At 40.9% G+C, this 16443-nt stretch carries 14 protein-coding genes; 13 read left to right on the forward strand and 1 reads right to left on the reverse strand.

All coding sequences use genetic code 11. The annotated features are described in order from the left end of the window. Positions 1-31: 31 nt before the first annotated feature. The 8 genes from M028_RS30250 to pyrE are packed head-to-tail and all read left to right on the forward strand — an operon-like array spanning position 32 to position 9528. Positions 32-976, forward strand: a complete 945-nt coding sequence (locus tag M028_RS30250) for an aspartate carbamoyltransferase catalytic subunit (protein WP_035424177.1) — start codon at positions 32-34, stop codon at positions 974-976. Then, entirely contained in the window at positions 936-2222 is a 1287-nt protein-coding gene (locus M028_RS0116420; RefSeq protein WP_026574819.1) for a dihydroorotase, read from the forward strand. Before M028_RS30250 ends, M028_RS0116420 begins: the two co-directional genes overlap by 41 nt. Further along, entirely contained in the window at positions 2219-3310 is a 1092-nt protein-coding gene (locus tag M028_RS0116425; protein ID WP_026574820.1) for a carbamoyl phosphate synthase small subunit, read from the forward strand. The genes M028_RS0116420 and M028_RS0116425 overlap by 4 nt, the downstream gene beginning before the upstream one ends. Continuing rightward, entirely contained in the window at positions 3303-6512 is a 3210-nt protein-coding gene (carB, locus tag M028_RS0116430; RefSeq protein WP_026574821.1) for a carbamoyl-phosphate synthase large subunit, read from the forward strand. The genes M028_RS0116425 and carB overlap by 8 nt, the downstream gene beginning before the upstream one ends. Continuing rightward, positions 6509-7273, forward strand: coding sequence for a dihydroorotate dehydrogenase electron transfer subunit (locus M028_RS0116435; RefSeq protein WP_026574822.1), 765 nt, complete (start codon positions 6509-6511; stop codon positions 7271-7273). Before carB ends, M028_RS0116435 begins: the two co-directional genes overlap by 4 nt. Beyond that, entirely contained in the window at positions 7270-8211 is a 942-nt protein-coding gene (locus M028_RS0116440; protein ID WP_026574823.1) for a dihydroorotate dehydrogenase, read from the forward strand. The genes M028_RS0116435 and M028_RS0116440 overlap by 4 nt, the downstream gene beginning before the upstream one ends. Continuing rightward, positions 8183-8899: an orotidine-5'-phosphate decarboxylase gene (pyrF, locus tag M028_RS0116445; RefSeq protein ID WP_026574824.1), complete on the forward strand. Its 717-nt coding sequence runs from the start codon at positions 8183-8185 to the stop codon at positions 8897-8899. The genes M028_RS0116440 and pyrF overlap by 29 nt, the downstream gene beginning before the upstream one ends. Then, positions 8896-9528, forward strand: coding sequence for an orotate phosphoribosyltransferase (gene pyrE, locus M028_RS0116450; RefSeq protein WP_026574825.1), 633 nt, complete (start codon positions 8896-8898; stop codon positions 9526-9528). The genes pyrF and pyrE overlap by 4 nt, the downstream gene beginning before the upstream one ends. Before the next feature lie 34 nt (positions 9529-9562). On the opposite strand, the gene M028_RS0116455 is transcribed toward pyrE, so the two are convergent. Beyond that, entirely contained in the window at positions 9563-11275 is a 1713-nt protein-coding gene (locus M028_RS0116455; protein ID WP_026574826.1) for an Rqc2 family fibronectin-binding protein, read from the reverse strand. A gap of 153 nt (positions 11276-11428) precedes the next feature. Between M028_RS0116455 and M028_RS0116460 the strand changes: the two genes are divergently transcribed. From M028_RS0116460 to rpoZ, 5 genes are all read left to right on the forward strand, one after another. Beyond that, positions 11429-14107, forward strand: a complete 2679-nt coding sequence (locus M028_RS0116460; protein WP_026574827.1) for a calcium-translocating P-type ATPase, SERCA-type — start codon at positions 11429-11431, stop codon at positions 14105-14107. Positions 14108-14193: 86 nt separating this feature from the next. Further along, entirely contained in the window at positions 14194-15069 is an 876-nt protein-coding gene (locus tag M028_RS0116465) for a YicC/YloC family endoribonuclease (RefSeq protein WP_026574828.1), read from the forward strand. Positions 15070-15129: 60 nt separating this feature from the next. Beyond that, positions 15130-15393, forward strand: coding sequence for an extracellular matrix/biofilm regulator RemA (gene remA, locus M028_RS0116470; protein WP_026574829.1), 264 nt, complete (start codon positions 15130-15132; stop codon positions 15391-15393). A 12-nt stretch (positions 15394-15405) separates the two neighbouring features. Then, positions 15406-16020: a guanylate kinase gene (gmk, locus tag M028_RS0116475; protein WP_026574830.1), complete on the forward strand. Its 615-nt coding sequence runs from the start codon at positions 15406-15408 to the stop codon at positions 16018-16020. A gap of 1 nt (position 16021) precedes the next feature. After that, the gene (gene rpoZ, locus M028_RS0116480) at positions 16022-16240 is read left to right on the forward strand and encodes a DNA-directed RNA polymerase subunit omega (protein ID WP_026574831.1); all 219 of its coding nucleotides are present in this window, start codon (positions 16022-16024) and stop codon (positions 16238-16240) included. Positions 16241-16443: the final 203 nt, after the last annotated feature.

The following is a 16443-nucleotide window of genomic DNA, read 5'->3' on the forward strand; positions in this document are numbered from 1 at the left end:
TTTTTCGATAAAAGAGAGGCGGGATGAACGTATGTTAACTCACTTATTGACAACAAATGAATTAAAGGTTGAAGAGATTTACCAAATTTTAAGTGATGCGAAGAAGTTTTCAGAAGGGATGAAATGGCAGCCGGAAAAACAGGTTTTTACCGCAAACCTGTTTTTCGAACCAAGTACAAGAACAAAAAGCAGCTTTGATATGGCTGAAAGAAGGTTAGGCCTCGAAGTAATCCCATTTGAAGTCTTGACTTCAAGTGTCCAAAAAGGTGAGACTCTCTACGATACAGTAAAAACCTTGGAGTCAATTGGTGTAAATGCAATCGTTATACGGCACCAGCAAGATCGGTACTTTGACGAATTAGTGGGCAAGGTAAATATCCCGATTATCAATGGCGGGGATGGCTGCGGCCATCATCCTACACAATCTCTTTTAGATCTTATGACAATTTATCAAGAGTTTGGCCGGTTTACCGGCTTAAAGATCGCTATTATTGGTGACATCCGACACAGCAGGGTGGCACGTTCAAATGCTGATGTATTAACGAGACTGGGAGCGGAAGTTATTTTTTCAGGCCCGGAAGAATGGTTTGATAACCAAAGTTTAAGTTTAACGAAGTTTAGACCCATTGATCAAGCCGTTAAAGAAGCGGATGTGGTTATGCTTCTTCGTGTGCAGCATGAAAGGCACCAGCAAAAAGGAAGTTTTACAGCTCATGACTACCATAAACAGTATGGTCTTACAATAGAAAGAGAAAAGTTGATGAAGCCTGAAGCCATTATCATGCATCCAGCCCCTGTCAATCGAAATGTTGAAATTGCTGACAGTCTAGTTGAATGCAAGCGTTCGAGAATTTTTAAACAAATGGAAAACGGTGTATATGTCAGAATGGCTGCTTTAAAAAGAGCTCTAGAAAATCTTGAAGGAGGAAATAACAATGAAACTGCTTATTCAAAACGCTTATTACACAGCATCTAATGGAGAAAAAATTCAATCAGATATATTAGTAGAAAATGGTGTGATCGCTAAAATTGAGGAGAATATTATAGCGGCGGTTGACCGTAAAATCGATGCAGCAGGACTGCTTGTTACTCCTGGATTTATCGATCTGCATGTCCATCTTCGTGAGCCTGGCGGTGAAAAGAAGGAAACCATTGCAACGGGGACACTAGCTGCTGCTAAGGGCGGATTTACATCCATCGCAGCTATGCCGAATACGAGACCAGTTCCTGATTCCAAAGAACAAATGGAATGGGTGAAACAAAGGATCCAGGAAACAGCAAGTGTCCGCGTTTTACCATATGCTTCAATCACAACCAGACAGCTTGGACAAGAATTGACCGACTTTGCGACACTTAAAGAGGCAGGAGCATTCGCCTTTACAGATGATGGTGTGGGTGTACAATCTGCTGATATGATGCTACAAGCGATGAAAAAGGCAGCAGATGTGGATATGGCGATTGTTGCGCACTGTGAGGAAAACACGTTGATTCATAAAGGCAGTGTCCATGAAGGGGATTTTTCAAAGAATAATGGATTAAATGGAATTCCATCAGTTTGTGAATCGGTTCAAATTGCTAGAGACGTCCTACTTGCTGAAGCGGCAAGCTGTCATTATCATGTCTGCCATATTAGTACAAAGGAATCTGTCCGGGTAGTAAGAGATGCGAAAAGAGCAGGTATTCAGGTTACTGCGGAAGTAACCCCGCATCATTTATTACTTTCTCAAGATGATATTCCTGGACTTGATGCAAACTATAAGATGAATCCGCCGCTAAGGGATGCCAGCGACCGTGAAGCGCTCATTGAGGGGCTTTTAGACGGAACAATAGATTTTATTGCAACAGACCATGCACCACATACTGCAGAGGAGAAAAGCGAAGGGATGGTCGCAGCACCATTTGGAATTGTCGGCTTAGAAACGGCTTTCCCGCTTCTTTATACAAACTTTGTTTTAAAGAATATCATTACGCTTGAGCAATTAATTGAGTTTTTAACAAAGAAACCGGCCGAAGCATTTGGCCTGCCATATGGAAAAATCGAAGTTGGGGCACCGGCAGATCTTGTCCTATTGAATCTAACAGAAGAACATGTTATAAACCCTGAGGAATTTTTATCAAAAGGGAAAAACACCCCGTTTGGCGGCTGGGCATGTAAGGGATGGCCCGTCATGACAATCGCAGAAGGAAATATAGTTTGGGAAAAAGGATGTGTAACAGCATGAAGAGACAGCTGGTTTTAGAGGACGGAACAATTTTAATCGGTGAAGGTTTTGGCAGTGATAGCGAAACGGTTGGAGAGGTAGTATTTAATACTGGAATGACCGGATACCAAGAAATTCTATCCGACCCTTCCTATTGCGGGCAAATCGTTACACTGACATATCCTTTAATTGGAAACTACGGGATTAACCGTGATGATTTTGAAACAATTAATCCGGCAATAAAAGGATTTATCGTAAAAGAAGTATGTGATTTTCCTTCAAACTGGAGAAATGAATTTACACTTGATGAGTATTTTCAAATGAAAAAAATCCCTGGTATTGCCGGGATTGATACACGTAAATTAACAAGAATTATCCGTCAGTATGGAACCTTAAAAGGAGCTATCTGCAGTATTGAAAAAGATGCAAATGAAGTAATTGAATCATTACGTAGCAAAACACTTCCAATCGATCAGGTAAGACAGGTGTCTACCAAAAATCCATATCCAAGCCCAGGACGTGGAAAAAGAGTGGTTCTTGTAGATTTTGGAATGAAACACGGCATTTTACGAGAATTAAATAAACGTGACTGTGATGTAGTCGTCGTGCCATACCATACAACTGCTGATGAAATCCTTCAACTGCGTCCGGATGGAATCATGCTTTCGAACGGACCTGGAGATCCAAAAGATGTTCCAGAAGCAATTGATATGCTAAAAGGAGTATTAGGGAAGGTTCCTCTATTTGGAATTTGCCTGGGTCATCAATTATTTGCTCTTGCATGCGGGGCAGACACAGTAAAAATGAAGTTCGGCCACCGCGGTTCCAATCATCCGGTAAAAGATCTTGCTACCGGAAAAATCGCGATTACATCACAAAACCATGGCTATACTGTCGAAGCAGATTCTGTTCAAAATACAAGATTACAAGTTACGCATGTTGCGTTAAATGATGGGACAGTCGAAGGTTTAAAGCATCTGGAATACCCTGCATTTACCGTTCAATACCATCCTGAAGCCTCACCAGGACCGGAAGATGCAAATGGATTATTTGAACAATTTATTGCGCTTATGGAAGAGAACAAACAGGAGGTAACAGCACATGTCTAAACGTACAGATATTAACTCCATTTTAGTAATCGGATCAGGCCCAATTGTAATCGGCCAGGCTGCGGAATTTGATTATGCAGGCGCACAAGCTTGTATCGCTCTTAAAGAGGAAGGCTACCGTGTTATTCTTGTCAATTCAAATCCTGCTACGATTATGACGGATACTGAGATGGCTGATGCTGTCTACATCGAACCTCTGACAGTAGAATTTGTCAGCCGCATTATTCGAAAGGAACGCCCTGATGCTCTATTAGCAACTCTTGGAGGGCAAACAGGTCTTAATCTTGCCGTTGAATTATCAAAATCTGGCGTTTTGGAAGAGTGTGGCGTGGAAATACTCGGTACAAAGTTATCGGCGATTAACCGCGCAGAGGACCGTGAATTATTCAGGAATTTAATGAACGAATTAAACGAGCCTGTTCCTGATAGTGAAATCGTCCATGAATTAGCTGAAGCCCAGGCCTTTGTTGAAAAAATTGGTTTCCCTGTAATTGTTCGTCCAGCCTTTACGCTTGGAGGAACAGGCGGTGGGATTTGCCATAATCCTGAAGAATTAGAGGAAATTATTACAAGCGGTTTGAAGAACAGCCCGGTTCATCAATGTTTACTTGAGAAAAGTATTGCCGGTTATAAAGAGATTGAATATGAAGTCATGCGTGATGCAAATGATAATGCCATTGTGGTGTGTAACATGGAAAACATCGACCCGGTGGGAGTACATACGGGCGATTCAATTGTAGTAGCACCAAGTCAAACCATGAGTGATCGTGAATACCAACTGTTAAGAAATGTTTCATTAAAGATTATCCGCGCGCTGGGAATTGAAGGTGGTTGTAACGTACAGCTTGCTTTAGATCCATACAGTTTTAACTACTACATCATTGAAGTAAACCCAAGGGTAAGCCGATCTTCAGCTCTTGCATCTAAAGCGACCGGTTATCCAATTGCTAAACTGGCAGCTAAAATTGCTGTAGGATTAACACTTGATGAAATGTTAAACCCGGTAACAGGAAAGACCTACGCAAGCTTTGAACCGGCACTTGATTATGTGGTGACAAAAATCCCAAGATGGCCGTTTGATAAGTTTGAATCCGGAAACCGTTCACTTGGAACACAAATGAAAGCAACGGGCGAGGTCATGGCAATCGGGCGTACATTTGAAGAGTCGCTGTTAAAAGCAATCCGTTCTTTAGAAGCTGGAGTTTATCATTTTGAACTAAATGGTGCAGTAGATATTGATGATGAATTAATTGAAAAACGGATTCGTAAAGCAGGGGATGAGCGTCTTTTTTACATCGCTGAAGGTTTAAAACGAGGTTTAACGATTGAAACGATTCATCAATGGAGTAAAATTGATTTGTTTTTCCTTAAAAAGTTGGAAGGAATTATTCAGCTTGAAGCTAAACTCACTGAGAATCCTTTCGATAAGGATCTGCTCCTTTTGGCAAAACAAAAAGGATTTACTGATGAAAAGATTGCAGAGCTTTGGAACAGTACGGAAAAAGATATTTACAAATTGCGAAAAGATACCGGCCTTGTCCCAGTTTATAAAATGGTCGATACATGTGCATCGGAGTTCGAATCGGAAACACCGTATTATTATGGGACATACGAAGAGGAGAACGAATCTGTTGTAACGGGTAGAAAAAGCGTTGTTGTATTAGGTTCAGGTCCAATCCGGATTGGCCAGGGGATTGAATTTGATTATGCCACTGTCCATTCTGTTAAGGCGATTAAAGAGGCCGGCTATGAAGCAATTATTATTAACAATAACCCGGAAACTGTTTCAACTGATTTTAGTATCTCAGATAAGCTTTACTTTGAACCACTTACAATCGAAGATGTAATGAGCATTATTGATTTGGAAAACCCAATCGGGGTTGTCGTACAATTCGGCGGACAAACTGCCATTAACCTTGCTTCAAAGCTTGAAGATCATGGGGTGAAAATCTTAGGAACAGGCTTAGCGGACCTTGACCGTGCTGAGGACCGGGATAAATTTGAACAGGCGCTTGTCGCACTAAACATACCTATGCCGCTTGGTAAAACAGCATTATCAGTGGAGGAAGCACTTGTGATTGCAGAAGAGATTGGGTATCCAGTTCTTGTCCGCCCATCTTATGTCCTTGGCGGCCGGGCAATGGAAATCGTCTACCGTAAAGAAGAACTTCTACATTATATGAAAAATGCCGTGAAAATTAATCCAGAGCACCCAGTCTTAATTGACCGTTATTTGACTGGTAAAGAGATTGAAGTAGATGCAATCTGTGATGGTGAAAATGTATTAATCCCAGGGATCATGGAACATATTGAACGTGCCGGAGTCCATTCAGGCGACTCAATTGCTGTATATCCGCCTCAAACTCTTTCAGAAGAGTGTAAACAGACTCTCGCTGAATATACAGTAAAACTGGCTAAGGGATTAAATATAATCGGCTTACTAAACATTCAATATGTGTTAGCAGGTAATCAAGTTTTTGTACTTGAAGTAAACCCGCGCTCAAGCCGTACAGTACCATTTTTAAGTAAAATAACCAATGTGCCAATGGCGAAAATTGCGACGAAAGCGATTTTAGGTACATCCATCATTGAACAGGGTTATACACCTGGGCTTGTTTCGGAAAAAGAAGGTGTATTTGTAAAGGTTCCAGTCTTCTCGTTTGCAAAATTAAAGGATGTCGATATTACCTTAGGACCTGAAATGAAATCAACTGGTGAGGTAATGGGTAAGGATGTAACGTTAGAAAAAGCTCTTTATAAAGGATTAGTTGCATCAGGAATGAACATTCAAAAGTTTGGTACGGTATTATTTACGATTGCTGATAAAGATAAGCAGGAAGCACTGCAGCTTGCGAGACGTTTCTCCTCTATTGGATACCGCCTAATGGCAACAAGCGGAACCGCATCTGTACTAGAAGCAGCTGGCCTGCCGGTTAAAGTAGTTGGTAAAATCGGTTCGGAAGGAAAAACCCTGCTAGATGTCATTCATCATGGAGAAGCACAATTCATCATTAACACATTAACAAAAGGAAAACAACCTGAACGCGATGGCTTCAGAATCCGCCGTGAAGCTGTTGAAAATGGTGTTCCATGTTTAACTTCATTGGATACTGCGGATGCAATTCTAAAGGTAATTGAGTCGATGAACTTCTCTACAGATGCGATGACAAGCGAGAAAAAAAGAGAGGCGGTTTTTGCATGATCCGTAAAGAGGTATGCAAAATCATCAGCCAAGAGGAAATTGCTCAGGATATTTATGAGCTGACAGTAGCAGCTGATTTTGTGAAGGATATACGTTCACCAGGGCAGTTTGTCCATATTCGTGTTACAAGCAGCTGGGATCCACTTTTACGTCGACCGATTAGTATTTCATCCTACGATGATGAAAAGTTTACGATGATCTATCGAAAAGAAGGTAATGGAACTGGGATGCTTGCAGAAATGAAGGCAGGTATGGAACTTGATATTCTAGGACCATTGGGAAATGGTTTTCCAGTAGAAGAAGCTGCGGTTGGCGAAACAGCATTACTTGTTGGTGGAGGCATTGGGGTGCCTCCGCTCTATGAGCTATCCAATCAATTGCGGAAAAAAGGGGTCAAGGTCATTCATGTCCTTGGCTTTCAAACAAAATCTGCTGTATTTTACGAAGAAAAGTTTGCGGAAAATGGGGCAACCTATATTGCTACTGCAGACGGATCGTATGGATATAAAGGATTTGTAACCGATGTAATGAGAGATTTGAACTTTGATTTAATTTATACATGCGGTCCAACACCAATGCTAAGAGCTATTGAACAGGGTCATTCTGATAAGAAACTATTTTTATCGTTAGAGGAACGGATGGGCTGCGGTGTAGGAGCATGCTTTGCCTGTGTGTGTAAAACGGTGGAGGGTTCAAGCACTTCGTATAAGAAGGTATGCAGTGATGGTCCTGTATTTCGTGCCGGGGAGGTTTTAATATGAGCCGTTTAAATATCAATCTGCCTGGTTTAAACTTGAAAAATCCGATTATGCCTGCCTCAGGTTGCTTTGGATTTGGCCGAGAATATAGCGGGTTTTATGATTTAAGTCTTCTTGGAGCAATTATGATAAAAGCAACGACAGTCGAGCCAAGGTTTGGAAATCCGACACCAAGGGTTGCGGAAACGACTTCAGGGATGTTAAATGCCATTGGATTGCAAAATCCGGGATTAGAAAAGGTAGTTTCAGAAGAACTGCCATGGCTCGCGCAGTATGATGTTCCGATTATCGCGAATGTAGCGGGTTCCCTTGAGGAAGATTATATCGCTGTTGCCAAGGAAATTTCAAAGGCTCCGAACGTTCAAGCCCTTGAACTCAATATTTCTTGTCCAAATGTAAAAACGGGGGGAATCGCCTTTGGGACGATTCCCGAGGTGGCAAAACAGTTAACACGGAAAGTGAAGGAAGTTTCCGAAGTACCGGTTTATGTGAAGCTTTCACCGAATGTTACTAATATTGTGGAGATGGCTAAAGCAGTTGAAGATGGCGGTGCTGATGGATTAACAATGATTAACACCCTAGTTGGAATGAGACTCGATTTAAAAACAGGCAAGCCGATTCTAGCAAATCGGACAGGCGGCCTCTCCGGTCCAGCAGTTAAACCCGTTGCAATTAGAATGATCTATGAAGTTAGTCAAGCAGTTAACATTCCGATTATTGGCATGGGCGGCATTACCTCTGCAGAAGATGTGATTGAATTTTTTTATGCCGGGGCAAGCGCTGTAGCCGTAGGTACAGCCAATTTCGTTGACCCATTTGTTTGTCCGGCAATTATTGAGGAATTACCTGTTTTATTAGATAAATTAGGATATGAACACATTAGTGAATGTCGCGGAAGGAGCTGGAAGCAGCATGAACAACTCGCTTATCATCGCGCTTGATTTTGCTAATGGTAACGAAGTAAAACAATTTTTACAACCATTTGCTGGGAAAGACCTTTTTGTGAAGGTGGGCATGGAGCTATACTATCAGGAAGGCCCTTCAATTATTCATTTGTTAAAGGAAGCTGGACATCAGATTTTTTTAGATTTAAAGCTTCATGATATTCCAAATACCGTAAAGAGTGCAATGCGAGGTTTGGCTAAACTGGAATGTGATCTTGTGAATGTACATGCTGCTGGCGGCAGGGAAATGATGCAGGCCGCATTAGAAGGTTTAGAAGCTGGCACCTCTGCTGGCTGCAAGCGTCCTGACTGTATAGCGGTGACACAATTGACAAGTACTTCTGAGGAGCAAATGAATCGCGAGCAGTTGATTCCTGGATCTTTGATGGATTCCGTTCTTCATTATTCGTCGTTGACAAAGGAAGCAGGTTTAGATGGTGTCGTTTGCTCGGCATGGGAAGCGGGAGCAATCAGGGAAAAACTCGGCCCTGATTTTTACACTGTAACTCCTGGGATTCGAATGGTTTCCGATCATATCGGCGATCAAAAGCGTGTAGCTACACCGGAATTCGCAAGAAATACGGGGGTTACTTCCATTGTCGTTGGGCGTTCAATTACAAGGTCACAAGACCCATTAAAAAGTTATGAACAATGGATGGAAGCATGGAAGGGAGTAACAATATGAAACACTCGATTGCTGAAAAACTTTTAGGAATTAATGCGGTGGCGTTAAAACCGAATGAACCATTTACTTGGACTTCAGGGCTTCGTTCCCCGATTTATTGTGATAATCGTTTGACTTTATCCTATCCGGAAGTAAGAAGAGCGATTGCTAATGGGTTGCGTCAACTAATTGTTGAGAAATTCCAGGAAGCAGAAATTATTGCCGGCACGGCAACGGCCGGTATTCCACATGCTGCCTGGGTAAGTGAATTGATGGATTTACCGATGTGTTATGTCCGTTCAAAGCCAAAGGGCCATGGAAAAGGAAACCAAATCGAAGGGAAAGCGGAACAAGGACAAAAGGTTGTAGTGGTTGAGGATTTAATTTCAACCGGTGGCAGTGTCATTACGGCTGTTCAGGCATTAAGAGAAGCGGGTTGCGACGTGCTTGGTGCTGTTTCGATTTTTACCTATGGACTTGATAAGGGAAAAGAGGCATTTGAGCAAGAAGAAATTGCTGCTGTTTCCCTAACGGATTTTGCTACATTAGTTGAAGCAGCAATTGAAAAGGGCTATATTAGTGAAAATGATAAAGATAGTCTTTTAACATGGAGCAAGAATCCTGCTGAATGGAGTAAGAAGTTCGAATAGTAACTTAAAAGACCCCGGAATCCCCGGGGTCTTTTTACTGTTTCTTCAATTTAAGTACCAATTCTTCATCCGGTGTTACATAGACCGTCTGCTGATTGTCATAGATCACGAATCCTGGTTTGGCACCGTTTGGTTTTTTAACAAATCGAACCCTGGTAAAGTCTACAGGGACCGAGCTTGAATTCCTTGCCTTACTGTAATAGGCAGCAAGTGAAGCGGCTTCCAAAATGGTTGTGTCAGTTGGTTCCTTACTGCGAATCACAACATGTGACCCGGGAATATCCTTCGTATGGAGCCAAATCTCATCCCTTGCTGCAAATTTATTGGTTAAATAATCATTCTGCTTATTATTTTTCCCGACAATAATTTCGGTATTATCAGATGCTGTAAAATAATCAAGTACAGGTTTTGCATTTTGCGCCTTTTTTCCATTCCGTTTCTGACGGTCGCGAATATAGCCGCCTTCAACAAGCTCCTCACGAATCTCAACGATATCTTTAGGGGATGCGCTTCCGACCTGCTGCAGTAGATTTTCAAAATAAGCGACTTCCTCGAGAGCTAATTGAATTTGTTCCTCGACAATCGATACCGAATTTTTTGCCTTTTGATATTTTGAGAAATATTTTTGGGCGTTTTCTGAAGGTGACTTCCTTGGATCAAGTGGAATCGCCACTGTTCCACCTGTCTCATCATAATAATCTAGGACCTCGATTTCTTTCATCCCTTTTTTAGCTGCGTATAGATTCGCGGTTAACAGCTCTCCATAGCGCTGAAATTGCTCCGCACGTTCAGCATCAAGTAATGTAGCCTTCAATTTAGCAATTTTTTTCTCATTCTTTTCCTTTTCATTGTTAATGAATCGTTCAATGTCATTGCCCTGCTGCTTGACTCTGTCTCGTTCCGCCTTACCAAAATAAAAACGATCTAGCATTTCGCTAAGGGTTGGATAGTTCCGGGATTCTCCCTTCAAATGATGGAGTGGAAATAAATAAAAAGCTTCTTTTCCGCCCGCTGAAATAATCGAAGGTGTAATTTCATTATCTTGGATTTGTTTAATCATTCCAATAAACGTTTTTGGTAGGGTGGTGCGGTTAGCAAGCCCGCTTTGAAAGATTACTTCTTTAGCAAATACTGGAGAAATACCGGCAAACTGCTCAACAAGTTGACGGTCCAGCTTACCGCTGTTAAAATCCAATTTCTTTAATACGTCTTCTTCCACTGCTTGAAAGGGATTTTGCTTATTTTGCTCAGGTGGACAGACATACGGCTGCCCTGGTAAAATCGCTCTGTAGCTGTTAACGCTAAAAGATACGTGTTTAATACTATCAAGGATAAGATTTCTGCTTTTATCAACTAAAACTATGTTGCTGTGTCTCCCCATAATCTCAATAATTAATTGTTTGTAACTGATGTCTCCAATTTCATTTCGACCTTTAATTTCAAAAATAATCATTCGGTCATTATCGACTTGATAAAGATCTTCTAAAATATATCCTTCAATATGCTTTCGAAGCAGCATACAAAACATTGGAGGTTCACTTGGATTTTCATAAGCTTCATTTGTAAGCTGAACCCTGGCATAGTTCGGATGTGCGGATAATAGCAGCTTTTGATTCACACCATTGGCCCGGATTGTTAAAATCACTTCGTTTTTATATGGTTGATGCACTTTATTAATCCGCCCGCCTTTTAAAGAACGGGAAAGTTCGTCCACCATTGCTTTTGTAAATAAACCATCGAATGACATAGATAAACATCCTTTACTTATCTTTATAGGTCAATTATATCGTACTCAATTAAAACCTGTCTTATTTTAAACTTTATCATAGCATTTTTTGGGACGAGCGCGAATAAGCTTTCTTTAGAGTAAGTCTATTAAAGGGGGAAGTGAGATGGTCGGATGAAGTTCCATGAAATGGAGATTAAACAAGTAGTAAAGGTCTTAGAAACCGACTTTTCTTCTGGTTTATCAACGGAGGAAGTAAAAAAGCGCATAGCCCAGCACGGTCATAATGAATTAGACGAGGGAGAAAAGCAATCGGCTTTACTCTTATTTTTTAGTCAATTTAAAGATTTTATGGTTTTAGTGCTGCTGGCGGCAACATTAATTTCCGGTCTACTAGGCGAATATATTGATGCGATTGCGATCATTGCGATTGTAATCATTAATGGGTTTTTAGGTTTTTTTCAAGAGCGAAAAGCAGAAAAGTCATTGCAGGCATTAAAGGAATTGTCCGCACCCCAAGTATCGGTCTTACGGGATGGACAATGGCTAAAAATTGCTTCTAAAGAAATTGTTATTGGCGATATTCTAAAATTTACAAGCGGAGATCGGATTGGGGCGGATGTCCGTATCATTGAATCGAAAAGCTTAGAAATCGAAGAATCTGCCCTAACCGGTGAATCTGTACCCGTTTCCAAATCGATCGATGCCTTACAAACAGAAAATCCAGGTATTGGTGACATGGAGAATATCGGCTTTATGGGCACGATGATTACAAGAGGAAGCGGGTCAGGGGTTGTTATTGCAACCGGGATGAAAACTGCAATGGGGCAAATTGCTAATTTACTTCAAAATGCTGAGTCCCAGGAAACACCCCTGCAGCGTCGTTTGGAGCAGTTAGGGAAAATTCTTATCACAGTAGCATTAGTATTGACCGTGCTGGTTGTAGTAATTGGGGTTTTCCAAGGACATGAGTTGTATGAAATGTTCTTAGCTGGGGTTTCCCTAGCTGTCGCAGCAATCCCTGAAGGTCTGCCAGCGATTGTAACTGTCGCATTATCTCTTGGCGTCCAAAAGATGATAAAGAAAAATGCGATTGTAAGAAAGATCCAAGCAGTGGAAACCCTTGGTTGTGCCTCCGTTATTTGTTCCGATAAAACGGGAACTATGACGCAAAACAAAATGACGGTAACGCACTTATGGAGCAGCGGGCAAACTTGGACTGTGGACGGTGTCGGGTATCAACCGCAAGGGAAATTTTATCGGAATGAAAAAACAGTTCATCCAAAGGATGAGAAAGCACTGCAGCAAATGCTGATTTTTGGAATGTTGTGTAATCATTCTGATTTAGTCATGAACGAAGAAGAAATTATTCTTGATGGTGACCCAACAGAAGGTGCACTCCTTGTTAGTGCAATGAAAGCCGGATTTGACCGTCCTGCCTTATTAAAGGAATTCACAGTTATCAATGAATTCCCATTTGATTCAGCGAGAAAAATGATGAGTATGCATGTAAAGGATAAGCAAGGCAGGCATTTTATTGTGACTAAAGGGGCTCCTGATGTTATATTGGGAAATTGTGAATCCATCCTCTGGGAAGAGAAAACACAATATTTGGGGCAGGAAATACAGAACAAAGTTCAAGATGCCATCAACGGACTTGCTGCTAAGGCATTAAGAACCATTGCCATTGCCTTTAAACCGGTTCCAGCGAATACAGTCATCATAAGCGAGCATGAAGCAGAGAAGAAATTAACCTTTATTGGAGTTCAAGGAATGATTGACCCGCCAAGACCTGAAGTGAGGGATGCGGTAAAAGAATGTAAAGAAGCCGGCATTAAGACCGTCATGATCACAGGAGATCATGTCATTACCGCAAAAGCGATTGCCTCGCAGTTAGGAATTCTAACAGGTAAAAGCAAGGTTCTTGATGGGAAGGCATTGTCAGACATGACTGTTGAGGATTTAGAAAATGTGGTGGAGGATGTATCTGTTTTTGCTAGGGTTTCACCGGAGCATAAATTAAAAATAGTCAAAGCCCTACAAAATAAAGGACATGTTGTGGCGATGACCGGTGACGGGGTAAACGATGCACCAGCAATTAAAGCTGCAGACATCGGGGTGGCAATGGGAATTACCGGGACCGATGTAGCCAAGGAAGCATCGGCACTCGTATTGTTAGATGATAACTTCGCAACCATAAAGGCGGCTATTAAAGAGGGAAGAAATATATATGAAAATATTCGAAAATTCGTCCGCTATTTACTTGCCTCCAATGTTGGTGAAATCTTGGTTATGTTATTTGCCATGATTTTAGGCTTACCGTTACCTTTGGTACCTATTCAAATTCTTTGGGTAAACCTGGTAACAGATGGGCTACCTGCAATGGCACTCGGTCTTGACCGTCCTGAAGAAAATGTCATGAAGCGAAAACCGCGAAGTCCAAATGAAGGTGTATTTTCCAGAGGTTTGGGCTGGAAAGTGGTTTCAAGAGGTTTTCTTATTGGATTGGTTACATTAATTGCATTTATGATCGTCTACCAAAACGATTCGAGTCGTCTTGATTATGCCCAGACAATAGCATTTGCAACACTTGTTATGGCTCAGTTGATTCATGTTTTCGATTGTAGGAGTGAAAAGTCGGTACTATCTAGAAACCCTTTCGGAAATCAATATCTTGTTTGGGCAGTAATTTCTTCTTTAGTGCTTGTACTGGTCGTCATTTATTATCCGCCATTACAACCTGTTTTCCATACCCTGCCGATTTTAGCAAAAGATTGGCTGTTAATCTTGGGATTATCCTCGGTTCCAACTTTTTTACTAGCGGGTTCATTTTTGTTAAGAAAAACAAAATAAAGTATGATATAATCCAAAAGGTAGTAGAGGAAACTCTATTACCTTTTTTGACTAACCGATCACCTATGATTGGATGTGTATACAGAATGGTTATTAGCATGACAGGCTTTGGAAGAAGTAAAAAGGAATCGGGGTTGTTTTCAGTAAATGTTGAGGTGAAAACCGTTAACCATCGATTTTGTGAATTTAATATTCGAATGCCAAGGCAGCTTTTGAAAATTGAAGATAAAATGAAGAAAAAATTAAATCAGCATATCCGCCGCGGTAGAGTTGAGGTTTATGTGACCATCGAAGGGGAAAGTGCTGTTACCCGCAAAATCCATGTTGACTGGAAATTAATAGAGGAATATTACCAATTTATCAATAGTGCCCGTGAAAAGTATGGGCTTGATGGAAAGGTAACCCTTCAGGATTTACTAAATAATAGTGAACTTATACATATTGAAGAAAGTGAATCAGGGAATGAAGAGCTTGAAAATTTAGTCCTCACTGCAACAGAGGAAGCGGTCATTTTATTAAAACAGATGAGGCAGGCTGAAGGGGAGGAACTTAAAAAGGACTTGCTCTCCGCCTTAACTCAATTAGAGAAAAATATAGGTGAACTTCAAGAGTTTGCTCCACTAGTTCTTCAAAACTATCAAGAGCGTCTAATGAAACGAATGGAAGAGCTGGTAAAGGGACAAATAGACGAAACAAGGATTCTAACAGAAGTTGCTGTATTTGCCGATAAGGCAGATATTAATGAAGAAATTACACGTCTAAAAAGCCATATCGGTCAATTCATGCAAACACTAAATGAACAGGAACCTATTGGCAGAAAGCTTGACTTCCTTGTGCAGGAAATGAATAGAGAGGCAAATACAATCGGATCCAAGGCAAATGATGCGGGCATTGCCAAAAAGGTAGTGGAAATAAAAAGTTTGCTTGAAAAATTAAAGGAACAGGTTCAAAATATCGAGTAGTACCTGTTTAGAAAAGGTTTTCCACGGTCAAAATATATTATTAATGATTGGATGAGAGACATGTCAATTAAATTGATTAATATTGGATATGGAAATATTGTTTCGGCCAATCGAATTATTTCGATCGTTAGTCCGGAATCTGCTCCAATAAAAAGAATTATTCAGGATGCCCGCGATCGTGGCTCCTTGATTGATGCAACATATGGAAGACGTACACGTGCTGTGATTGTGATGGATAGCGATCATGTTATTTTATCAGCGGTCCAGCCAGAAACGGTGGCACATCGATTAGCCGACCGTGATGAAATTATTGATGAAGGGTAGGATGTAAGAAATATGCAGGAAAAAGGATTGCTTATCGTACTTTCGGGGCCATCAGGGGTAGGGAAAGGTACGGTCCGAAGGGAAATATTTTCACATCCTGGTAATGCCTTTGAATACTCCATATCGATGACAACTCGCAAGCCTCGCGCGGGCGAGGTAGATGGAGTCGATTATTTCTTTAAGTCACGGGAAGAGTTCGAAAAATTAATCGAACAAGGGAAGTTATTGGAATATGCCGAGTTTGTCGGGAATTATTATGGCACACCTGTAGATTATGTGAGAGAAACACTCGATTCTGGAAAAGATGTCTTTTTGGAAATTGAAGTAAAAGGTGCCCGCCAGGTCCGTGAAAAATTTCCGGAAGGATTATTTATCTTTTTAATGCCGCCAAGTCTTTCTGAATTAAAGAACCGGATTGTGACACGCGGAACCGAAACAGAGGACTTAATTCATAATCGTATGCTGTCTGCACGGGAAGAAATAGAAATGATGGAATTATACGATTATGTCGTGGAAAATGACCGGGTTGAGCTCGCTTGTGAACGAGTTAAGGCCATTATTATGGCAGAACATTGTCGCAGAGAACGAGTAGAGCATCGCTATAAAAAATTGCTGGAGGTTGAATAGAATGTTATATCCTTCTATTGATTCATTACTAGAAAAAATCGATTCAAAATATTCGCTGGTTTCAGTGGCGGCAAAACGTGCCCGTGTCATGCAGCAAGCAAGAGATGAAAAATTGCCTAAATATGTTTCCTATAAGTTTGTGGGTAAAGCGCTTGAGGAAATTTATAGTGGTGAGCTTACTTACCGCATTTCCAAAAAAGCTGAAACTTCAGCGGAATAAGTTAGATTTATTCCTTAAGGAAATCATAAAAAGAAGGTCTGACGGCAAAGGGACTCCTTATGTGTCAGGCTTTTTTATTTTACCTATGTTAAAGGGCAAGTTATTTTTAAAACAATGTCGCATTTTGTTGAAAAAAAGAGGAAATAGATGAAAAATTAACAGCTTTCTAGCATAATAAAAGAAATGACAAAGTGTGGAATAGA

It is taken from the genome of Bacillus sp. UNC438CL73TsuS30 (assembly GCF_000482325.1).
Lineage (GTDB): Bacteria > Bacillota > Bacilli > Bacillales > Cytobacillaceae > Neobacillus.